The sequence below is a fragment of the Stenotrophomonas sp. P5_B8 genome, assembly GCF_054049855.1.
The window spans coordinates 1-21853 of record NZ_JBFULO010000022.1 but is presented as its reverse complement, the minus strand read 5'-3'; the positions used below and the strand labels follow the sequence as shown (position 1 = coordinate 21853).

At 68.1% G+C, this 21853-nt stretch carries 21 protein-coding genes; 14 read left to right on the top strand and 7 right to left on the bottom strand.

Annotated elements, in window-relative coordinates; genetic code table 11:
• The first annotated feature begins 264 nt into the window (after positions 1–264).
• Both ACXJKH_RS02540 and ACXJKH_RS02535 read left to right on the top strand, forming a co-directional pair.
• Positions 265–1035 (top strand): RHS repeat-associated core domain-containing protein, encoded by a 771-nt coding sequence (locus tag ACXJKH_RS02540; RefSeq protein ID WP_457318180.1) that lies wholly within the window; start codon positions 265–267, stop codon positions 1033–1035.
• 10 nt (positions 1036–1045) lie between these two features.
• Complete coding sequence (locus ACXJKH_RS02535; RefSeq protein ID WP_457318179.1) at positions 1046–1444, top strand: hypothetical protein; 399 nt, start codon at positions 1046–1048, stop codon at positions 1442–1444.
• 91 nt (positions 1445–1535) lie between these two features.
• Here ACXJKH_RS02535 and purD read toward each other — a convergent pair whose 3' ends face one another.
• The 4 genes from purD to purH all read right to left on the bottom strand — a co-directional run bounded on the left by purD (position 1536) and on the right by purH (position 6293).
• Entirely contained in the window at positions 1536–2822 is a 1287-nt protein-coding gene (purD, locus tag ACXJKH_RS02530) for a phosphoribosylamine--glycine ligase (protein ID WP_457318178.1), read from the bottom strand.
• 80 nt (positions 2823–2902) lie between these two features.
• Positions 2903–3829: a hypothetical protein gene (locus ACXJKH_RS02525; RefSeq protein WP_457318177.1), complete on the bottom strand. Its 927-nt coding sequence runs from the start codon at positions 3827–3829 to the stop codon at positions 2903–2905.
• A complete protein-coding gene (locus ACXJKH_RS02520; RefSeq protein WP_256776671.1) occupies positions 3826–4692 on the bottom strand; it encodes a hypothetical protein in 867 nt (288 codons plus the stop codon). The genes ACXJKH_RS02525 and ACXJKH_RS02520 overlap by 4 nt, the downstream gene beginning before the upstream one ends.
• Before the next feature lie 17 nt (positions 4693–4709).
• The gene (gene purH, locus ACXJKH_RS02515) at positions 4710–6293 is read right to left on the bottom strand and encodes a bifunctional phosphoribosylaminoimidazolecarboxamide formyltransferase/IMP cyclohydrolase (RefSeq protein ID WP_457318176.1); all 1584 of its coding nucleotides are present in this window, start codon (positions 6291–6293) and stop codon (positions 4710–4712) included.
• A 259-nt stretch (positions 6294–6552) separates the two neighbouring features.
• Between purH and ACXJKH_RS02510 the strand changes: the two genes are divergently transcribed.
• The 8 genes from ACXJKH_RS02510 to ACXJKH_RS02475 all read left to right on the top strand — a co-directional run bounded on the left by ACXJKH_RS02510 (position 6553) and on the right by ACXJKH_RS02475 (position 15645).
• The gene (locus tag ACXJKH_RS02510) at positions 6553–9066 is read left to right on the top strand and encodes a tetratricopeptide repeat protein (RefSeq protein WP_457318175.1); all 2514 of its coding nucleotides are present in this window, start codon (positions 6553–6555) and stop codon (positions 9064–9066) included.
• Positions 9067–9142: 76 nt separating this feature from the next.
• The gene (locus ACXJKH_RS02505; protein ID WP_457318174.1) at positions 9143–9748 is read left to right on the top strand and encodes a CDP-alcohol phosphatidyltransferase family protein; all 606 of its coding nucleotides are present in this window, start codon (positions 9143–9145) and stop codon (positions 9746–9748) included.
• Positions 9749–9783: 35 nt separating this feature from the next.
• On the top strand, positions 9784–11538 hold the full coding sequence (locus ACXJKH_RS02500; protein WP_457318173.1) for a bifunctional alpha/beta hydrolase/class I SAM-dependent methyltransferase: 1755 nt from the start codon (positions 9784–9786) through the stop codon (positions 11536–11538).
• On the top strand, positions 11535–12866 hold the full coding sequence (locus tag ACXJKH_RS02495; protein WP_457318172.1) for a phosphatase PAP2/dual specificity phosphatase family protein: 1332 nt from the start codon (positions 11535–11537) through the stop codon (positions 12864–12866). Before ACXJKH_RS02500 ends, ACXJKH_RS02495 begins: the two co-directional genes overlap by 4 nt.
• Positions 12863–13288 carry a hypothetical protein gene (locus ACXJKH_RS02490; RefSeq protein WP_457318171.1) on the top strand — a complete coding sequence of 142 codons (426 nt, stop codon included), beginning with the start codon at positions 12863–12865 and terminating at the stop codon, positions 13286–13288. The genes ACXJKH_RS02495 and ACXJKH_RS02490 overlap by 4 nt, the downstream gene beginning before the upstream one ends.
• 36 nt (positions 13289–13324) lie before the next feature.
• Positions 13325–13957: a lysophospholipid acyltransferase family protein gene (locus tag ACXJKH_RS02485; RefSeq protein ID WP_256776664.1), complete on the top strand. Its 633-nt coding sequence runs from the start codon at positions 13325–13327 to the stop codon at positions 13955–13957.
• Between the two features lie 14 nt (positions 13958–13971).
• Positions 13972–14955 (top strand): phosphatidate cytidylyltransferase, encoded by a 984-nt coding sequence (locus ACXJKH_RS02480; RefSeq protein WP_256776663.1) that lies wholly within the window; start codon positions 13972–13974, stop codon positions 14953–14955.
• 84 nt (positions 14956–15039) lie between these two features.
• Positions 15040–15645 (top strand): hypothetical protein, encoded by a 606-nt coding sequence (locus ACXJKH_RS02475; protein WP_457318170.1) that lies wholly within the window; start codon positions 15040–15042, stop codon positions 15643–15645.
• 39 nt (positions 15646–15684) lie between these two features.
• Here the strand turns inward: ACXJKH_RS02475 and fis are convergent, their stop codons facing one another.
• The 3 genes from fis to prmA form a co-directional block, all read right to left on the bottom strand.
• Entirely contained in the window at positions 15685–15960 is a 276-nt protein-coding gene (gene fis / locus ACXJKH_RS02470) for a DNA-binding transcriptional regulator Fis (RefSeq protein WP_038685853.1), read from the bottom strand.
• Positions 15961–16073: 113 nt separating this feature from the next.
• Entirely contained in the window at positions 16074–16991 is a 918-nt protein-coding gene (locus ACXJKH_RS02465; protein WP_457318181.1) for a DUF3426 domain-containing protein, read from the bottom strand.
• Between the two features lie 53 nt (positions 16992–17044).
• Complete coding sequence (prmA, locus tag ACXJKH_RS02460; RefSeq protein WP_457318169.1) at positions 17045–17965, bottom strand: 50S ribosomal protein L11 methyltransferase; 921 nt, start codon at positions 17963–17965, stop codon at positions 17045–17047.
• A 183-nt stretch (positions 17966–18148) separates the two neighbouring features.
• Between prmA and ACXJKH_RS02455 the strand changes: the two genes are divergently transcribed.
• The 4 genes from ACXJKH_RS02455 to ACXJKH_RS02440 all read left to right on the top strand — a co-directional run bounded on the left by ACXJKH_RS02455 (position 18149) and on the right by ACXJKH_RS02440 (position 21436).
• Entirely contained in the window at positions 18149–19105 is a 957-nt protein-coding gene (locus ACXJKH_RS02455; RefSeq protein WP_457318168.1) for a hypothetical protein, read from the top strand.
• Positions 19102–19473, top strand: coding sequence for a hypothetical protein (locus tag ACXJKH_RS02450; protein ID WP_256776658.1), 372 nt, complete (start codon positions 19102–19104; stop codon positions 19471–19473). Before ACXJKH_RS02455 ends, ACXJKH_RS02450 begins: the two co-directional genes overlap by 4 nt.
• Positions 19473–20210 (top strand): alpha/beta fold hydrolase, encoded by a 738-nt coding sequence (locus ACXJKH_RS02445; protein WP_457318167.1) that lies wholly within the window; start codon positions 19473–19475, stop codon positions 20208–20210. Before ACXJKH_RS02450 ends, ACXJKH_RS02445 begins: the two co-directional genes overlap by 1 nt.
• 176 nt (positions 20211–20386) lie before the next feature.
• Positions 20387–21436, top strand: a complete 1050-nt coding sequence (locus ACXJKH_RS02440) for a hypothetical protein (protein WP_457318166.1) — start codon at positions 20387–20389, stop codon at positions 21434–21436.
• The last annotated feature ends 417 nt before the right edge of the window (positions 21437–21853 follow it).

The window sequence follows — 21853 nt, the reverse complement described above, 5'->3', positions numbered from 1 at the left end:
CCCGCCCAGCCTCCCAGCAACGGCATACAATCCAGCTTGGCCACGGCCGGCCTCGGTTTGTAGTCTCGACAACCACAATCTAGCTGGCCGGCCGTGCGCCTTCTCCCCTCAGATGGGAGAAGAACCAAAAATAAGAAGGTTATTCCAGCGTCGACTTCGCTACTCGCCTTGCTGTGCTACGCGATGGTGATCGTCCTGTCATCGATTTGGCCTGCTAGCGCCCAGACGGTCACCTATATACATACCGATGCTCTAGGTTCGGTCGTGGCTGAGTCTGACGCAAGCGGAAATGTGACCAGGAGATATGACTACGAGGCCTATGGGGCGGTCGTGGGCGACGAGGTTCCTAATGGGCCTGGTTACACCGGGCATGTGAGTGATCCGGCTACCGGCCTGAGCTACATGCAGCAGCGCTACATGGATCCGCAGTTGGGCGTCTTCCTGTCGGTAGATCCCGTGTCTGCATATCAGCAGCCTGTGGTGCAGTTCAACCGGTACCGATACGCAAACGGGAACCCATACAGGTTTACAGACCCGGACGGGCGAAACGCTGCAGCTTTGGTGCCATTGCTGATCATACCAATCGTGGTTGGCGCTACGTACTACGCGACGACGACACCGGAGCGACGTGCTGAACTTGGCAACAAGTTGGAGGGGGCTATAAAGGGCTTGGTGCAAAAGGCCGAGCCGGCTACTCCGGAACCTGCACTTCAGGACGGTGGGTCGATAGCGGGCGACACAAAGACGGGAAGCGAAGGAGGGACAAGTGGAAAAGCCGCGGGTGGCGAGCGGGGAACCATTTACGTTGATTCGAAAGGCAACGCCATCCCGACACCTCCGGGTGGCAAGATTGAAGGCTCACCAGATGGGCGGTTTGTACAAGCCAAGGGCCCTGACGGCAGTTCGACTGGGGTTCGGATCGATGGCGGCCACAAACCTTCTACTCATCCCGATCCAAGAGCACAGCAACCTCATGGTCATGTGCCGGGTGTCACCAACGCCGACGGCACCCCATGGCTCCCGTTGAAGAAGTAGGAGAAAATTGATGCTGAACGATCAAGATGTGGAACAGAGTATTTATTGCGCGACAATGCTTGTCAGGCGTTTCGTATGTTGCGAAATTTCTGCACGTTCATTCGTTGAGAGCTACGGGAACTTTTACTACTACGAGGCTCTGGATGGTCATGAGGCCTCAAGTGCATTGAATCCTGCGGAGTTGGCAAAGCTAAAGTTCGCGGTCGAGCTCCACCGACGGATACAAGAGCAGGTGGTAAATGCCTTGGTACTTGATTCACCGCTCTCTGCCGAAGCATTGAAGGCGGCAGGCAGGTTGCTTGAGCCTGATGCACGTGCTCACGCGCAGTCGATTTGCGCCGAAGTCGGCCTTGACGCTCTCCTTGCGTCGATGAGCGTGGAGCAGGACGCCGGCCGGATGGCCCCATGATGGATGGTGGCTCCTGATTTCTACGTCTGGTCGGCGCCGGGACGGAAAATCATGCGCTGACTGCAAGCCAGCGCATGAGACTATCCAGGGCTCAACCGCGCTCCCGCGCGATCGCCCGCCAGCCGATGTCGTTGCGGTGGAACTCGTTTTCCCAGCTGACCGCCGCCACGCCGGCGTACGCGTTGGCCTGCGCATCGCCTACGCTGTCACCCAGCGCCGCCACGCACAGCACCCGGCCGCCCGCGCTCAGCACCTGGCCCTGCGCGTCCAGCACCGTGCCAGCGTGGAACACCTTGGCGCTCGTCGGCACCGCGTCCAACCCGTGGATCACATCGCCGGTGATCGGGGTTTCCGGGTAGGGCGATGCGGCCATGACCACACCCAGCGACGGACGCCGATCCCACTGCGCTTCCACCGCGTGCAGGCGTGCATCGATGGCCGCGTCGAGCAGGTCCACCAGGTCCGACTGCAGGCGCAGCATCACCGGCTGGGTTTCCGGGTCGCCGAAGCGCACGTTGAATTCGATCACCTTCGGCGCGCCGTCGGCATCGATCATCAGGCCTGCATAGAGGAAGCCGGTGAACGGAATGCCGTCGGCGATCATGCCCTGCACGGTCGGGTTGACCACCTCGCGCATCACGCGGGCATGCACCTCATCGGTCACCACCGGGGCCGGCGAGTACGCGCCCATGCCGCCGGTGTTGGGACCGGTGTCGCCGTCGCCGACCCGCTTGTGGTCCTGCGAGGTGGCCATCGGCAGCGCGGTGGTGCCGTCCACCATCGAGATGAAGCTGGCTTCCTCGCCGTCGAGGAATTCCTCGATCACCACGCGTGCGCCGGCATCGCCGAACGCGTTGCCCGAGAGCATGTCACGCACGGCGTCCTCGGCCTCGGCCAGGGTCATCGCCACGATCACGCCCTTGCCGGCGGCCAAGCCGTCGGCCTTGACCACGATCGGCGCGCCCTTCTCGCGGATATAGGCCAGCGCCGGCTCCACCTCGGTGTGCACCGCGTAGAACGCGGTGGGGATGTTGTGGCGGGCCAGGAAGTCCTTGGCGTAGGCCTTGCTGCCCTCCAGCTGCGCAGCGGCGGCGGTCGGTCCGAAGATACGGTGGCCGGCGGCGCGGAAGCGGTCGACCACCCCCGCCACCAGCGGCACTTCCGGGCCGACCACGGTCAGGCCGATGCCTTCGGCGGCAACCAGCGTCAGCAGGCCGTCCAGGTCGGTGACCTTGACCGGCACGTTGCGGCACTTGGCCTCGGTCGCGGTGCCGGCGTTGCCAGGGGCCACCAGGACCTCGCTCACCTTCGCGGACTGGGCCAGCTTCCAGGCCAGGGCGTGTTCACGGCCGCCGGCGCCGATGACCAGGATCTTCAATGCACTTCTCGCGTAAGGGGGCGGGACCGCGATTTTACGCGGTGCGGGCCGGTGCTGCATGGCACCGGGGCAGGGCGTGGTTACCCCTCGCAGTCCTCTCGCTGCAGGTCGGCGGGCACCGCATAGCGACGCGTGCCCGGTTCGTACTCCAGCCGGTGGTCCTGCCGTCCATCGCCGCTGCAGCCCTGGCCGCGGACGCGTACCGTCAGCGGCCAATACCCGGCCACGGCAGCGCCGCTGCCCACGGCAATGGCGAAATCCAGGTCGAGGGTCGGGGCATCGCAGGGCGTTGTCGCATTCCCGCAGCCCGTGGCGGCGCGGTTGTCGATGTGTTCGTACAGCACTGCGACCTCGCGCAGGCGATCGTCGTGCACGGCGATGTAACTGCGCGATACCGTTGCGGTGCCGCGATGGAGCCCGGCATGGGTAATGCGGAAAGCGTGGCGCTGCGGACCGAGCTGATCGATCTGGACCGTACCGGGCGCGCCCCTGCGGCCGTACTGGCCCTGCAGCCGTTGCGCGATCACCCACAGCGGTCGGTCGACGCCGAGAGTCTCGGAGAACGCACGCTCGTTCTCGTCCTTGCCGAACAGCGGCGTCTGCCCATCGCGCAGCACGTACAGATCCACCCGGCCAGGTTCGACGCTGGCCGCGTCATCCAGGGTCTGGCACACCGCCAGCAGGTGCTGCACATGGCCATCTGTGTCGATCGTGGCACGTGCACAGACCTGGCGCGTGACCGGGCGCTGCGCCTGCACGTCGGTGTCGTCCCAGCGATCCTGCCAGGGCGCGTCCAGCCGGGCACTGGCGCCGTAGCGATCGTGCAGGAATTCCAGCAGGCGCTGCGCATCGGTACCGCTGGGGTAAAGCGTGTCCTCCACCGCCACCGTGCTGTCCAACACCCGGCGGGGCGTGTCGTTGACGGCGGGTGGGTCGCCGCAGCCGGCCAGCAGCGCAGGCAGCGCGAGCGCCAGAAGCCACCGGCATGCGCGACGCCCGCGCGTCACTGACAGCTTTCGCGCTGCAACGCTTCGGGGAACGTGTAGGTCCAGGTTTTGGCATCCAGGCTGAAGCGATGCTCGGCGCGCACTTGTTTGCCGCCACAGCCGCTGCCGGTCTCTTCGATCACCAGCGGCCAGGTGCGGGCGCTGCGGTCGCTGTCATCGAAACGGTAGGCGAACGCAATGTTGAACATCCGGGTGCGGCATTCTTCGGCAAAGTCGGCATCGTCGCAGTCGTAGGCGGCGCTGTTGTCGATATGGCTGCGCAGGGAGCCGGCGTCGACCAGGCCCTTCGGACCGGGCAGGATCAGCGTCTGCGTTTCCAGGGAGTAACCCTGGCCGTACCAGCCACTCTCGTTGCGGAAGCCGTAGAAGTCGCTGCCGGCGCGGATCACCTGCACCGTGCCGGGACGGCCGCTGCTGCCGTAGGTGCCGCCGGTGAGTTCGGCGGCTACCTCGAAGCTGTCGCCGCTTGGGCGCAGCACGTAGAAATCGATCGTGCCGGGGTCGGCATGGCCGGCGTCCGCCAGCTCGCCGCATACCGCCAGCAGCTGCTGCCAGCTGTCACCACTCACCACCGGCTGCTCGGCACAGACCTGCAGATCGGTTGGACGGCTCTCGTCGTCCTGGGTCCACTGGCCGCGCCACTGTTCGGAGAGCCGGGCGGCCTTGCCGTAGCGCGCGGTCAGGAATGCCTGCAGCCGCGCGGTGCGGCTGACATGGGCGACCGGCGCGGCAGGCGCAGCCGCAGGAGCGGCCGTTGCCGCCGGTTGCGCCGGGGCGGGGTCGGCGGCCGGCTTGCAACCGGCCAGGACCGCGCTGGCGCCGATGGCCAGCGCGAGCAGGGACTTCAGGGGTGATGCGGACATCCGTGTCGCTCCTTGGATCAATGCCGGAAGTGGCGTACGCCGGTGAACACCATCGCCAGGCCGTGCTCGTCGGCCGCCGCGATCACCTCGTTGTCGCGCATCGAGCCACCCGGCTGGATCACCGCCTTGATGCCGGCGGCGGCCGCGGCATCGATGCCGTCGCGGAACGGGAAGAACGCATCGGAGGCCATCACCGAGCCCTCCACCACCAGGTTCGCATCGGCCGCCTTGATGCCGGCGATGCGCGCCGAGTACACCCGGCTCATCTGGCCGGCACCGACACCGATGGTGCGGTTGTCGCGGGCGTAGACGATCGCATTGGATTTGACGAACTTGGCGACCTTCCAGGCGAACAGCAGGTCGGCGAACTGCTTGTCGGTCGGTGCGATCTTGCTCACGACCTTCAGTTCGTCACGGCTCATGCCACGGTTGTCGGAGGACTGCACCAGCAGGCCCGAACCAATGCGCTTGGTGTCGTACTGGTTGCGACCGTCGCCATGCGGGATGCGCAGCACTCGCACGTTGGCTTTCTTCTGTGCATATTCCAGCGCGGCCGGCTCGAAGTCCGGGGCGATCAGCACTTCCACGAACTGGCGGTCCAGGATCACCTGGGCGGTGGCGGCATCCAGCGGTGTGTTGAAGGCGATGATGCCGCCGAATGCGCTGGTCGGGTCGGTTGCATAGGCCAGCTCGTAAGCATCGCCGTTGCCGGCGCCCACGGCCACGCCGCACGGATTGGCGTGCTTGACGATGACGCAGGCCGGCACGTCGAACTGGCGCACGCACTCCCATGCGGCATCGGCGTCGGCCAGGTTGTTGTAGCTCAGTTCCTTGCCCTGCAGCTGCTGGAAGGTCGCCAGCGTGCCGGCCACCGGGGACAGGTCGCGGTAGAACGCGCCGCTCTGGTGCGGGTTCTCGCCGTAGCGCAGGTCCATCACCTTGGCGAAGCTTGCATTCATCTGTGCGGGGAATTCAGTACGGACCGGCACGGCGGTGTCGGTGGTGGCCACCGCCGAGAGGTAGTTGCTGATCGCCGCGTCGTACTGGGCCACGCGGTTGAACGCGGCCACCGAGAAGGCGAAGCGCTTGGCCGCCGACAGCTGGCCATCGTTGGCGGCCAGCTCGGCCAGCAGTTCGGCGTACTGCGATGGATCGGTCGCCACGGCGACGCGGGCGAAGTTCTTGGCCGCCGAACGCAGCATCGCCGGGCCACCGATGTCGATGTTCTCCACGGCGTCTTCCAGCGTGCAGTCGGCCTTGGCCGTCACCGACTCGAACGGATACAGGTTGAGCACCAGCAGGTCGATCGCGCCGATGCCGTGTTCGGCCATCACCGCCTCGTCCAGCCCGGCGCGGCCGAGCAGGCCACCGTGCACCAGCGGATGCAGGGTCTTGACCCGGCCGTCCATCATTTCCGGGAAGCCGGTGACATCGGCCACGTCCTTGACCGCCAGGCCGGCCTCGCGGATCGCCTTGGCGGTGCCGCCGGTGGACAGCAGCTCCACGTTGCGGGCGGCCAGGGCACGGGCGAGGTCGATCAGACCGGTTTTGTCGGAAACAGACAGGAGGGCCCGGCGAACGGGCAACAGATCAGCAGTCATGGGGACAGGGCAATCGGCAGCGGAGCGGGGCCGATATTGTAGGCCGTGGGGGCCGGCGAGGGGGCCGCCCGGCGGATATCGACGCCGCCGGCCGCGTCCGGCACAGCCGCCGGGCCGGCCACGGGCCAGGCGCTGTGTGGCCCGGCGTGGCCTGACGGCGGGAAGCACCAGCGCTGGCCGGAAGCGCGGGGCGATAGGGTAGGCTGCGCGTTCTGCCAGGGATTTGCAGGTCCAGATCGTGTCGACAGCAACAGGGAAGGTGACGCTGCTTGCCGGCGTCGTGGCGTGGGCCAGCCTGATGGGCGCCGCGCAGGCGCAGGACGCAGCCAGCGTGGCCGAGGCGCCGGTGCGGGTGGTGGACGTGGCGATGGCAGCGGCGTCGGCGCGCGACGCCTCGGGCGCCGACGCGCCGGCCGATGCCGACGGGACCAGCAGCGAGGATCTGGAGCAGCAGGCCAACGCGGCCTACGAGGCGCAGGACTGGTCCGGCGCCAGGCGGCTGATCGACCAGGCCATCGCCCTGGATCCGCAGCAGGCCCGCCTGTACCGGCTGAAGGCCTACATCGCCGCGGCGACCGACGACAACGCCGGGGTACTGGCCGCCGCCGCACAGGCGCTGCGGGCCGACCCGAGCGACGCCGAAAGCCTGCAGCTGCAAGGCACCGCCAAGGCCAAGGCCGGTGACACCGTGGGCGCGCTGGCCGACTACGCGGCGGCGCTCCAGGCCGGTGGTCACGCCAGCAGCCTGTTCCGCAATTACCTGTTCCTGCTCAACCAGCAGCACGACAACGCGCGCATGTTGGAGGTGTTCGCCGCCTACGAGCGGGCCTATCGCGATGACCCGGAGGGCACCGGGCAGGCGGCCGACATCCTCTTCCACGCCGCGCAGGCGTATCACCACCTGGGCCAGCCACGGCGTGCGCTGGAACTGCTGGACCAGGCTATCGCGCAATCGCCGCAGGTGGCCGGCTACTACGGCAACCGCGCACTGGCCCAGCACGCGCTGGGCCGGTCCAGCCAGTCGCTGGCCGATGATGGCCAGGCCATGCGGCTGGCGCCGACCGAACCGCTGTATCCCTACAATCGTGGTGTGACCCGATTGGACATGGGCGACGCGGCCGGCGCGCTGCAGGACTTCAAGGCGGCCCTGGCGCTGGGCAAGGAGGATGCCGATACCTGGCTCAACATCGGCGTAGTCCAGGAGCGGCTCGGCCACACCCGCGAGGCGCTGGCCGCCTACGACCGTGCGCTGGCAAAGGACCCGGGCAACCCGCGGGTGCTGACCAACCGGCTGTCGCTGCTGGGCCAGGGCGGCAAGGGCGACCGTGCGGCCGTGGCCGCGCAGGCCGGTGCGCTGCCGGCAGAAAACCAGGCGCAGCTGCTGTTCAACCAGGGCCAGGCGCWGACCCGGGCGGGGCAGTGGCAGGCCGCGGCGGACCTGTTCGCGCAGGCGGTACGGCTGGATCCCGGCCTGGATACCGGCTGGCTCAACCTGGGCGTGGCGCAGGCCCGGCTGGGGCAGCACCAACGCGCGCTGGACACGTTCAACGACTACATCCAGCGCGCCCCGCTCAAGACCATCGGCCTGCTCAACCGCGCCAATGTGCTGCATGAACTCGGCGATGATGGCGCGGCCGAGAAGGACCTGCTGCGAGCCGCGCAGCTGGAGCCGGGCAACCTGGACATCCAGCAGCGCCTGGCTTACCACTACAGCCGCACCGGGCAGACCGACAAGGCGCGGCGCTACTACGCCCACCTGGTGACGCTGCCCGGCAACCTGTCGCCCGATGCCTTCATCAACTACGCGGCCATGCTGCTGCAGCTGGGCGATACCCGCGAGGCGGCGGTGGTGGCGGGCAACGGCGTGGCACGCTTCCCCGACAACTATGGCCTGCGCCTCAACCAGGGCAGTGCACTGGGTGACAGCGGCCAGCATGCCCTGGCGGTGGAGGCCTACCGCGCGGCGATGCGGCTGCAGCCCAAGCGCCTGGACGCGCACTTCAACCTGGGCAACCTGTACCTGCAGCAGCTCAAGCAGCCGCGCAAGGCCGTGCAGGAATACCGCACCGCGCTGACACTGCCGTCGGCGCCTGACCTGGACGCTGCCGCGCAGCGCGAACAGCGCATGAGCATCCATCTCAACCTGGCCAGCGCGCTCAGCGACAGTGGCGATGCCGCCGGCGCCCGCGCCGCACTGCAGGCCGCCATCGACGAAGCGCCCGAGGACTACCGCCCGTGGTTCAACCGTGCCGCGATGGCCTTGTCGGCCGGCGACCCCGCGGCGGCCACGCCCGACTTCGAAGCGGCGTGGGTGCGCCTGGACGCACTGCAACGCGCGCAGCCGCCGCAGGCGCAGCCTGACCTGGACCTGCTGGAGCACGCCGGCTACGTACTGTTCCACCTGGGCCGCACCGGCGAGGCTGCCCTGCGCATGCAACAGTTGCTGCAGGCGCAGCCGGACAACATCGACGCGCAGCGCAACTACGGCTTCATGCTGCTGGACCTGGGCCGCCCGCAGGACGCAAAGCGCCTGTTCGAGCAGGCCTTCACCCGCGAGCCGGACGACGTGGACGGTTGGCTGGGGCTGCTGGCGTGCGCGATGCTCGACAGCGACCCTGCCCACCTGGCCCGCCTGAAGCAGCAGTTCGGCCAGCGCTTCGACGGCCGCTACCGGCTCGCCGATGATCTGCCCACCCAATTGATGCGCAACGAAGGCTATTGGTATTCACCGCGCTTCGTGCAGCTGTGGCGGCAACTTATGGCAGCAGGATGAGCGCACCCGGCAACGAGGCAATTCCCTGCCGTGGCAGGCACCCATACAGTGGAACAGGTCAGGAGAAGGTTGCGGTATGTCGATCTATGCATTGAAGGGGCGTTTCCAGGATCTGCTGCGCCCTGGCGTACGGGGTCTGTACCGGGCGGGCATTACCGCCAACGTGGTGACCGTCGCTGCCGCCGTGGTGTCGCTGGCCGTGGCGGTCGCGGTCTACGCGTGGGCACCGGCGCAGCCGCTGTGGTACCTGGCGTTGCCGGTATGGATGCTGCTGCGCATGGCACTCAATGCCGTGGACGGCATGCTGGCGCGCGAGTTCGGCCAGCAGTCGCGGCTGGGGGCTTACCTCAATGAACTGTGCGATGTCCTGGCCGATGCGGCCCTGTACCTGAGCCTGCTCAGCCTGCCCGGGGTCGATCCGACCGCGATCTGGGTGCTGACGTGGCTTGCGGCGGTTTGCGAGTACGCTGGCGTCCTGGGGCTGATGGTGGGGGCCAGTCGGCGCTACGACGGACCCATGGGGAAAAGTGACCGCGCCTTCGTGATCGGCCTGGTCGGCGTGCTGCTTGCAGTGGGCTGGATCGGCGGAGCGGTGGTGAGCGGCGTGGCGTGGGTGGCAGCGGCGCTGTGCCTGCTGACCGCGTGGCGGCGGATGCGCAACGGATTGGCGGAGCAGGCCTGATCGGCACTGCGGGCAGACACACAACGGAGTAAGGCATGCGCGTACAGGAACACCTGCAATTCCACAGCTTCGATGGCCAACCGCTGTTTTACCGGCATTGGCCGGCTGCCTCGTCCGCCGCGCCGCGCCGTGCGCTGGTGCTGCTGCACCGCGGCCATGAGCACTCCGGCCGTGTCGCCCACCTGGTGGACGAACTGGACCTGCCCGACACCGAGGTATTCGCCTGGGATGCGCGCGGCAATGGCCAGTCGCCCGGTGAGCGTGGCGATGCGCCGGGCTTCGAGGCGCTGGTGCGTGACCTGGACAGCTTCATCGCGCACATCGGCCAGCAGCATGGCATCGGTGTGGAAGACATCGCGATCATCGCCCAGAGCGTCGGCGCGGTGGTCGCTGCGACCTGGGTGCACGATTACGCACCGCCGCTACGTGCGCTGGTGCTCGCATCGCCGGCGTTCAAGGTCAAGCTGTACGTGCCGCTGGCGGTGCCCGGGCTGAAGCTGATGCAGAAGCTGCGTGGCAACTTCTTCGTCAACAGCTACGTCAAGCCGCAGTGGCTCACCCATGATCCCGGGCGCGTGGAAAGCTACCGCACCGATCCGTTGATCACCCGACCGATCTCGGTCCGGGTGCTGCTTGGCCTGTACGAGGCCGCCGACCGCGTGGTCGGCGATGCGCAGGCGATCACCGTGCCAACCCAGCTGCTGGTGTCCGGCGCGGATTTCGTGGTGCATCGTGCGCCGCAGGACCGCTTCTACGAGCGCCTGTCCTCGCCGATCAAGGAACGCCACCTGCTGCCGGGTTTCTTCCACGACACCCTGGGCGAACGTGACCGCGCGCCAGCCATCGCCTCCATCCGCCGTTTCATCAGCGAGCGCTTCGCCCAGCCGCTGGTACGACCCAGCCTGCGCGACGCGCATCGCCACGGGCCGACTTTCGACGAGGCCGAAATCCTGTCCTGGCCGCCGCAGCGCAACAGCGCCAAGGACGCCTACTGGCGCTTCACCCGCGCCGGGCTGCGCTTCGGCGGCAGGCTGTCCGAAGGCATCGCGCTGGGGCTGGAGAGCGGCTTCGACTCGGGCAGCACGCTGGACTACATCTATCGCGACCAGGCGCGCGGCAGCGGACCGCTGGGCCGCATGATCGACCGCAACTACCTGGACGCGATCGGCTGGCGCGGCATCCGCATCCGCCGTACCCACGTGCGCGAGCTGCTGCAGCTGGCCGCCCTGCACCTGCATGGCGAAGGTCGCCCGGTGCGGGTGCTGGACGTGGCCGCCGGCCACGGTCGTTACGTGCTCGACGCGCTGGCACAGGGTGAACACCGTGCGGAGGCGATCACCCTGCGCGATTTCAGCGAGCGCAACGTCATCGACGGTCGCAAGCTGATCAGCGCGTTCGGCGCCGACGACATCGCCACTTTCGAGCAGGGCGATGCATTCGACGCGGCCTCGCTGGCCGCGCTGCCGGTGGCGCCGACGCTGTCCACGGTATCGGGCCTGTATGAACTGTTTGCCGATAATGACGCGGTGCTGCGCTCGCTGCAGGGCATCGCCGCGGCGATGCGCGAAGGCGGCTACCTGGTCTACACCGGCCAGCCCTGGCACCCGCAGCTGGAGTTCATCGCCCGCGCGCTGACCAGCCACCGCGAAGGCGTGGCCTGGGTGATGCGGCGCCGCACCCAGCAGGAAATGGACGAACTGGTGCGCCTGGCCGGCTTTGAGAAAGTCACCCAGCGCATCGACCGCTTCGGCATCTTCACCGTCTCGTTGGCACGGCGGGTGCTGCCATGACCGAGGGCGCGCGGCCATGGCGACGCGCGCTGGTCTGGCTGGCGCTGCTGGGGCCATTCTTCTTCCTCAGCTACGGCCTGGCCAATGCGATGGCCGGGCGCCTGCCGTACGTGCCCTCGATCGTGTTCGACTGGGAAGCGAAGATCCCGTTCCAGGCCTGGACCATCGTCCCGTACTGGTCCATCGACCTGTTCTACGTGGCGTCGTTCTTCATCTGCACCCAACGCGCCGAACTGGACATGCACGCGCGGCGGTTGTTCACCGCGCAGTTGTTGTCGGTGGGCTGCTTCCTGCTGTGGCCGCTGCGCTTCAGCCTGGAGCGCCCGGAGACCGGCGGCGTGTTCGGCTGGCTGTTCGACGTGCTGCTGGGCTTCGACAAACCCTTCAACCAGGCACCGTCGCTGCACATCGTGCTGCTGGTGGTGCTGTGGGTGCGCTTTGAGCAGCACCTGCGTGGATGGTGGCGCAGCGCACTGCATGTGTGGTTCGCGCTGATCGGTATTTCCGTGCTGACCACCTGGCAGCACCACTTCGTCGATGTGCCTACCGGCGTGGCCGTGGGCTGGCTGTGCGTATGGCTGTGGCCGGTGCACGGACGCTCGCCGCTTGCCCACTGGCAGTGGACGGCCGATGCTGCGCGCTGGCGGCTGGCCGCGCTGTACGCACTGGGCAGCGCGCTGTGCGCGTCCCTGGCGCTGACCTTCAGTGGCTGGGTGCTGTGGCTGGGCTGGCCGGCGCTGTCGCTGGCGCTGGTTGCACTGGGCTATGCGGCGTTGGGCACGGCGGTATTCCAGAAGCAGGAAGACGGGCGCCTGAGCATGGCCGCGCGCTGGTTGCTGGCGCCGTACCTGTTGGCGGCGTGGTTGAACGCGCGCTGGTGGACGCGACGTGCGCCGCAGCCGCAGCTGGTGATCGATGGGGTGTGGCTGGGGCGCATGCCCGATGCCGGTGCGGTGCTGACGATGCCGACCGTGGTCGATGTCTGCGCCGAGCTGCCGTTCCGCGGCAGCGTGCGCCATTACCGCAGCGTGCCGATGCTGGACCTGGCCACGCCCTCACCGGACGCCCTGCGCCGCGCCGCCGATGCGATCTCGCACGGGCATCGGCGTGGACAGGTGCTGGTGTGCTGCGCGTTGGGCTATTCACGCAGTGCCGCAGCGGTGGCGACCTGGCTGTGCCGCAGCGGCCATGCCGACAGCGCCGATGCGGCGATCCGGCTGCTCCGCTTGGATTGTCCGTGGATCGTGCTGCATGAACGGCATCGCGCTGCGATCGCACTGGCGGTGCAGCCGCAGCACGCCCACGATGCGCCGGGGGTGCAGGCATGAGCACGGCGATGCAGGTGCAGGCGATGGCCGCGCTGCTGCGCCAGGCGCGCATTCCGGCGGTGATTTCCACGCTGCTTGCGGCGACCGCACTGGCACTGTTGCTGCTGGCGCCGCGCAGTATGCCGGTGGTGGCAATCGCGCTGTTGTCGCTGCTGGCCGGTGCAGGCCAGGCGTACTTCGCTGCACGGATCGGCTTCGACCGTGCACTGCTGGACGGCCTGCTGGCCGCGCATCCGGATGCCGCACCGGGACCGATCGACGATGCGCTGCAGGCCTTGGGCCTGCGCGATGCGGTGCCACCCACGCGTGGTTGGCCTGCGCGCTGGCAGGGCATGCGCGGTCTGCTGCGCGGGCAGGGCGCGTGCGTACTGCTGCAGGCGCTGACGCTGCTGGCCGCGCTGTGGTTGCGGATATCCGGATGACTCACGCAAGGGATGCAATCACGATGAGGGCAGGACATGCTGGCTGATCTGGTGGCACGCAGCTGCAGTGGCGCGATCCGCGCACTGACCGGCGCGCGCGCATTGTGGCAGGGCTGTGCACCGTCCAGCGACCATCGCGTGTACTACGGCAACCACGCCAGCCACGGCGATTTCGTGCTGATCTGGTCGGCGTTGCCGATCACCCTGCGGCGCCAGGTCCGCCCGGTGGCAGCGGCCGATTACTGGCAGCGCGACGGCCTGCGCCGCTACCTGATCCACGCGGTGTTCAATGGCGTGCTGATCGAGCGCGATGCGGCCAAGCGCGACCACGATCCCATCGCCTGCCTGTGCCAGGCGGTGGACGAAGGCAACTCGCTGATCCTGTTCCCCGAGGGCACGCGCAATACCGAAGAGGGGGTGTTGCCGTTCAAGAGCGGCATCTACCACCTGGCCCGGCAGCGCCCGGAGCTGGAGTTCGTGCCGGTGTGGATCGACAACCTCAAGCGGGTCATGCCCAAGGGCCGCTGGTTGCCGTTGCCGCTGCTGTGCACCACCACCTTCGGCGAGCCGCTGCGGCTGAAGGCCGATGAGGACAAGGACCGCTTCCTGGAGCGTGCCCGGGTGTCGCTGCTGGCGCTGGATCCGCAGCCGCGCAGGCAGCGCGCATGATGGCCGGGCAGGGGATGCTGCTGTTTTCCAGCCTGGCCAGCGATATCGCGCAGCTGTCCACGCACGCGCAGACCCGGCTGTTGTTTGCCGGTATCGCGGCGGTACTGGTGGTGGCCACGGTCATCGCCGAGACCCTGCGCTGGCGCGCGCGCCATGCGCCCAGCACGGTGCTGGCCAACCTGGTCTCGCGCATCCGCGCGTGGTGGGTGATGGCCGCGGTGGTCGCGCTGGCGTTCTTCTTCGGACGCACCGGGGTGGTGGTGCTGTTTGCGGTGGTGTCGCTGTTCGCGCTGCGCGAGTTCATCACGCTCACGCCCACCCGTGCCGGCGACTACTACGCGCTGCTGGCCGCCTTCTACGTGGTGCTGCCGTGGCAGTACTGGCTGGTGTGGACTGACTGGTACGGCATGTACACGCTGCTGATCCCGGTCTATGCGTTCCTGTTCCTGCCGATCCTGGCCACCATCGGCGGAGACACCACCGATTACCTGGAGCGCACGTCCAAGGTGCAGTGGGGGCTGATGATCTGCGTGTTCTGCATCTCCCACGTGCCGGCGCTGCTGAACCTGAAGCTGGCCGGGGTGGAGCCGGCGCGCAACCTGCTGCTGTTCGCGTTCCTGGTGATCGTGGTGCAATCCTCGGACGTGCTGCAGTACATCTGGGGCAAGCTGATCGGCAAGCGCCTGATCGCACCGAAGCTGTCGCCGTCCAAGACCGTGGAAGGTTTCATCGGTGGGGTGCTGTCGGCCAGCGCGCTGGGCGCGGCGCTGTGGTGGCTGACCCCTTTCACGCCGTGGCAGGCGTTCGGGATGTCGCTGGCGGTCAACCTGATGGGGTTCTGGGGCGGCCTGGTGATGTCGGCGATCAAGCGCGATCGCGGCATCAAGGACTGGGGCCACATGATCGAGGGCCACGGCGGCATGCTTGATCGACTGGATTCGGTGTGCTTCGCCGCGCCGGTGTTCTTCCACCTTGTGCGGTACTTCTGGAGCGCGTGAGGCGTATCGGGCAAACCGTCGATGCGCGTCACCAGCGGGCGATGCCGTATTCCCTTTGCATCGTTTCTCTGCCTGGAAACCTTGATGTCCCCGCATGACGCCATACGCATGTTGATTCGCACCTACGGGTACGTCGGCTTCCTGTCGATCTACCTGGGATGTGAGCGTGATGGCCGCGCTGCGGCGCCTTGGCACAGCCTCGGCGACTCAGGCGCACTGAAGGCACAGGCGGACGAATGCTGGGGCGCAGGACCGGAGGTCTTGCTGTCGTACTTCGTCGATCTGCGTGAGCGGCGGCGCACGCGTGGCATTGAGTACAAGCTCTATTTGGAACAAGGCAAGTGCGTTGGCGATGGGATTCGGCTGTATCGGCGCATGCCCAGGGTGGACGAGCTGCTGATCGAGCTTTCCGTGCTCGCAGACCTGCACGCAATCGAGGTCTACCGGTTCGTGCCGGCGATGGATGAAGGCGCGATTCTGTTCTCGAACGGAGCCATCGCCCGCTTCCAGCGAACGCCTGGCAACACGTTCAGGATTTTTGCACTTGAAGGGCCCCTCGGCCATCCGGACCGCGTGCCAGGCCAGGTCCTTGCGCTGCGCAATAGTCTTGAGCGCGTCCGCGATGTCGGATGGCTGCGGGAGCACCTTGGCAGACCTCTTCCCTGGGAAGCATGGCTGGCACAGCACTGACCCGCGCCTTGCCGGACGCGCGTTGCGTCCACACCGCCATCAGGTGGCGATGCCGTATTCCTTCAGCTTCTTGCGCAGCGTGGCGCGGTGAATGCCCAGCATGGCCGCCGCGCGGCTCTGGTTGCCTTCGCAGTGGTTGAGCACTTCCACGAACAGCGGGATTTCCATTTCGCGCAGGACGATCTCGTACACATCGTCGGCATCGCACCCGTCCAGGTCCCGCAGGTAGCGTCGGACCGATTGGGCCACGTGTTCGCGCAGCGGTGGCTTCGGCGCGCCACGACTATTGTCAGGACGAGAAAGGACAGCGTTCAAGGAGGTTCCCGGTGCAGATGCCGGGGCGGACAGCAGCCCCGGGCGTAGAATTGTAGGGGGTCAGTCTAGCGCGTGCGTGGGCAGGCCGCCACGCTCCGGGCTGGAACGCGGGGTTACAGGAACTCGAAGGTGAATGCGACGGTCGACGCGGCGGGCTCGCGCACGCGGAACGCGATCTGCGCGCTTTGTCCTGGTTCCAATACGCTGTTGGCATCGACCGAACGGTCCAGGTAGTCACGCGGTGCGAACGCGCCGGTGCCGATCACGCGGCCATCGGCGTCGGACAGCGACAGCCGCAGCGACGGCCATGCCTGCGCCCAGCGTGCATCGTTGCGGAAGCTGGCCTGCACCTGCAGCGCACCGGGCTGGCCCGGTACCGGACGCACATCGCGGCTGATCATGCTGAACGCCGCCGGCTCCTGCCACGCCGGCAACGTGCAGCGCAGTACGCTGCACACCCCGGCGATCCACGGCCGGGTGCCGGCATCGGCAGCCAATCGCGCGCGGTCGGCGACGGCGATCTGCAACAGCAGCAGCACCACCAGCCCGGCCAGCACGCCCCATTGCCAGCGCGGCGTATGCAGCGGCGCCACGGGCAGCCGCATGAAGCTCGGTGCGGTCGTGGCACGTCCCTGCACGGGCGGGGTTGCCTCGGCCGGCGCCACGCTCGGATCGTCATCCTGCACTGCCGATGCGTGCGCGGTATCGGCGTCAACGCGCGATGCGGGCGCCTCGGCCGTGGCCGCCACGCGGGCGTCTTCGCGTGGCGCCGCATCGCGTTCTGCGTGCTCGCCGTGGTCCACGTGCGCCACGCGCTCGGCGGGCGGCGGGTCGAAGACCGACACGGTCTGCGTCCAGTCCTTGCCCTCCGTCACCGGTGGCGCCGTGTACTGCGCAGGCAATGCCTGGGCGTCCGCGTCCGCATCCGACGGCAGCGTCTGCGCGGGTGGTTCGCTGGCAGGTGTGTCTGCCGGGCTGGCACGCAGGAACGTGGCCAGCGGGCGACGTGGCGGTGGCGTGGGCTCGGTCATCGGGTCGGGGCCGGGCAGGAGGGGCGCGCCCATTCAAGCACGTTCATGCCGCCTCACGCGCGGCGCACGCCGGTGATGCGCATCCAGTCGCCGTCCTGCGCGGTCTCCAGCTGGTCGAACCACGGCGCGTAGCGCACCAGCAGCTCGTCTTCCTGGCCATGCAGGATGCCCGACAGTGCGATGCGACCGCCGGCGGCAACGCGCGCGGCCAGCACGTCGGCCAGCGCATCCAGTGCCGAGGCCAGGATGTTGGCCACCACCACCGGGTAGGTAGTCGGCGGTTCGTCGGCGGGCAGGTACACCTGCAGACGATCCTGCAGGCCGTTGCGCTCGGCGTTGTCGCCGGTGGCGATCACCGCCTGCGGATCGTTGTCCACACCTACCGCACGCGCGGCGCCGAGCCGCAGCGCAGCCAGTGCCAGGATGCCCGAGCCGCAGCCGAAGTCGAGCACGGTCTGGCCCGCCAGCACGCCGTCGGCGGCCAGGCTGTCCAGCCAGCGCAGGCACAGCGCGGTGGTGGGATGGGTGCCCGAGCCGAACGCCAGGCCCGGGTCGAGTCGGATCACGGCGGCATCGTCGGCCTGCGCGGCCTCGGGCAGGTCGTGATTCCACGGCACGATCCAGGTGCGTTCACCGAAGGCCATCGGCTGGAACTGGTCCAGCCAGGCGCGCTCCCAGTCTTCGTCCTGCACCGCGCGGAAGCTGGCATCGGACCAGTCCAGGCCGGGATCGAAGGCATCCAGCGCGGCCAGCAGCGCCAACGCGTTGGTCTCGGCCGGGAACAGGGCGGTGAGCACCAGGTCGTTCCACAACGGGGTCTCGCCCACGCCCGGCTCCAGGATCGCGCGCTCGTTGCTGGTATCGGCATCGGCATCGAGCAGGGTCACCGCCAGCGCGCCGACATCGTCCAGCGCATTCTCATAGCGGGGCTGGGTGGATTCGCTGCAGCGGAGGGTGAGTTCCAGGAACGGCATGGGGTGGGCTACCTGCGGAAAACGGTGAATGCTAGACCATTGTGGGGGTGGGCTGCCCGCCGCGCGACCCAGGCGCGTCTCCCGCCGCGGCGAGATTCGGCCCGCCGGTGGATTCAGACAGGGCTACGGGTGCTTGCTAGACTTGGCTTCCCGTTGCCCTGCCGGCAACCTCCGGTCCCGCGCATGGCCCTCGTGCCTACCCTCAAAACCTGGTTGCTGGTCGTACCGGCCCTGGCGTTGCTGGGGGTGGTGGGCTATCGCGCCGGTGGTCATGTGCGCCCTGCCGAGGCAGGCAACGCCGTGGATGAGGTGCCGGTCACGCAGGTGGCCGCGGCGCCGGTGCAGGCACAGCAGCTGGCGCGCCAGTTGCTGTCGATCGAGCGCGGCACCACCATCGCCTCGGGCCTGCCGCTGGACATCCGCGCCGACATCGAAGGCGACACCGACCTTTACGCCTACGCCCAGCGCCTGCAACTGCAGGCGGGCAACGGCAATGCCGAGGCGGCGTGGATGGTCAGCCGTGTCTACGACTACTGCGCGACCTACGCGATGGATCCCGGCGGTTACCAGTTGGACAACGCGCTGCTGACCGGCATGGGCATGACCGCTTCACCGACCATGGTGCAGGCCCGCGAGCGGGTCGCGCGGCGCTGCGGCGGCTTTGTCAGCAGCGACGGCCTGGGCCGCCAGTTGATCCTGGCCCAGCGCGTGCAGGCGGCCAAGGCCGGCAATCTCGCCGCCGAGGCGTCGCTGTTCGCCGAAGGCCAGCCGCTGGAGAACAGCCCGACCTACCGCCGTGGGCTGGTCGAGCGGGTGATGGATTCGCGTGACCCGGAAGCCTACATGGCGCTGTCCACCGGCATGGGCCAGCGCGCCAGCGGCGATCGCGCGCTGGACGGGCTGGTGGCCGGCGACCAGTTCAGTGAACTGGCCTGGCGCCTGGCCGCGTGCGAGCTGGGCATGGCGTGCGGGCCGGACAGTGTGTTGATGAACAATTTCTGCGCGAACGGAGGGATCTGTTCGCAGGACGGTGGGCAGGACTTTGCCACTTTCGTGTATGACGCTGCGGTATCGCGGCAAGGTGCGGGGAAAATGAAGACGTTGGTTGAAATGCTGATCAAGCAGAGGAACGGGCGATGAATTACCGTCGATTCCTGCATGGTGCCAAGTTCTGGTTCTGGGTGGCGTTGTTCGTGGCCTACTCTGCCGGGGCGGTCGGCCTGGTGATGATCGATACCTATGAGGACCGCTATCGCAGCCTGTCCAAGGTGAAGCTGACCTCGGTCAAGGCCACCGAAGACGTGCGCCGCGCCGGTGCCAGCCAGGTAGCTGCGGTGTACCGCGCGCAGAGCGGCATGCCGTTTGCCTCGCTGCCGGCGGGCAGCACGTTTCAGGTGGTCTGGCCCGATGGCTCCACCGAGACGATGGTGATCGTCGATCCGACCTCATCGCTGGGTGTGGCGCCGGTCAAGAACAGCCAGGTCACCGCGGCCGACGTCGCGCGCTGATGCGCGACGCTGCGGCGGGCGTGGATACCCCGCGCCCGTTGCGGCTGGTGCTGCTGCCGGGCCTGGATGCGACTGGCACCCAGCACGTCGCGTTTACCGCCGCGATGGCGCGGATGGGCGTCGTGGTCACGGTGATTGCCTACCCGGTGGATCGCGCGCTGGATTACGCCGCGCTGGCGGACGTCGTTCGCCAGGCGCTGCCGACCGACGGCGACTACGTGCTGCTCGGTGAGTCGTTCTCGGGCCCGTTGGCGCTGGTGATCGCCGCCGCACCCCCGCTGCGGTTGCGCGGCCTGATTCTGTCCACGACGTTTGCGCGCTCGCCCTGGCTTGCGCTACGCCGGCTGCAAGCGGTGTTGTACCGCGCGCCGGTGCGCGCGTTGCCGATGCCGGCACTGTCGTGGCTGTTGTTCGGGCGCTGGGGCAGCCCGGCCCTGCGTGCCGCGTTGCAGTCGGCGCTGGCGCGGGTGCACCCACAGGTGTTGCGCGTGCGTGCGGTGGCGGCACTGGGCGTGGATGTCGCCGCGCAGGCACGCGCGGTGGACCTGCCCACCCTGTGCCTGCACGCCGCGCACGATCGTCTTCTGCCTGCGCGCTGCCAGCGCCACCTGTCGGCGATGTTGCCGGCGCAGGCCACTACGCGGCTGGACGGGCCGCATCTGATGCTGCAGGCGCGTCCGGAAGCGGCGGCTGCGGTAATCGCAGGCTTCATGCGGGGCGTTTACGACATCGATTGAGGGTGCGGCTTGCCGTACCACCCTGTGGTCACGGACTGCCGCAGCATCGGTGTGATCGGCGCGTGGCGGCCATGTCCACGCGGCCTTCGCTTATGGCTCTCGGGTATTTCACGGTGCGACGCGCAGCCTGCGGGTGTTGGCTGCATCCGCAGCGCACGTGCCGGAGAACCTGTCGAATGAATACCCGTGGCGATTACGCCTCCCAAGATCCCTTGGCCACCGCGACTGTCGCCGTGGTCACCCCCCCGCCGGTGATCGCACCCGCGCATGACCACGCCGTCTCGTGGGGCGCCATCTTCGCCGGTGCCGCCGCTGCTGCGGCGCTGTCACTGGTCCTGCTGATCCTCGGCGTTGGCCTGGGACTGTCCTCGGTATCGCCGTGGGCGTATGAAGGCGTGTCGAAGGAAACGTTCGGTTGGTCCAGCATCGCGTGGCTGACCGTCACCGCCATCGCAGCGTCGGGCCTGGGCGGCTATATCGCCGGGCGCCTGCGCAACAAGTGGAGCAACCTGCACGGCGATGAGACCTACTTCCGCGACACCGCGCATGGTTTCCTGTCGTGGGCCGTGGCGACGCTGCTGACCGCGGGCCTGCTCACCACGGCCATCGGTGGGGTGATCGGTGCCGGCGCCAAGGTGGCCGGTGCCACCGCTGGCGCGGCGGCGACCACGGCCGGTGGCCTGGCTGCGGCCGCCGGTCCTGCCGCGATGGGCGACAACAACGGCGACCTGCAGTACTGGGTGGACGGCCTGTTCCGCGCCAACCCGAACGCACCGGCCGCGCCGATGGCGCCGCCGCCGGGTGATCCGGCTGCTGCGCCGGCTGCACCGCAAGCCGGTGTGATGCCGCCGCCGCCGCGCCCGATGCCGGGTGGCGAGCGCGGCCCGGGTCCGGGCCGTGGCGGTGACGTCCGCGCCGAGGTCAACCGGATCGTGGTCAACAGCCTCAAGTCCGACACCATGGACCCGGCCGACACCCAGTACCTGGCCCAGCTCGTGGCCAACCAGACCGGCATGAGCCAGGCTGAAGCGCAGGCCCGCGTGACCGACATGCAGACCCGTCTGCGCGCCACGCTGGACAAGGCCAAGGCCGACGCGAAGCAGGCCGCCGATGATGCCCGCAAGGCGACCGCGTATGCCGCGCTGTGGCTGTTCATCACGCTGCTGATCGGTGCCTTCAGCGCCAGCCTGTTTGCCACCTGGGGCGGTCGCCGTCGCGACCTGTAAGCCCCCAACGTTCAACGAGGAGAATTCACCATGAAGTATCTGCTGCTGTGGTTCCTGGGCATTCCGATCCCGATCCTGCTGCTGATCGCGCTGCTGCGCTGACGTAGCGCGCGCCGGATAACGGGTATCGACCGACGGTCGATACCCGCCGGGCAAGAAGTACCGCCGGGCCGCCATCGTGCGGCCCGGTGTCGTTTCAAACAGGCGAATAGAAGGTGCTTCCCCCCTCTGAGGGGAGCGTCTTGTTGCAAGCGCCGGTGCAGAGTGAGAACAGCGCTACGCGCTTGGACGGGGATTACCGGCGACGTGTGGATCGGGCTTTGTCTTCGCCCAGGTCTGTCGCGCGCGTGTGGGCCCCGTAGCGGCCGGTAGGCCCCTGGCGCAAATGTCCCCCGGCCGCTGGGCGGCCTCCTCCTT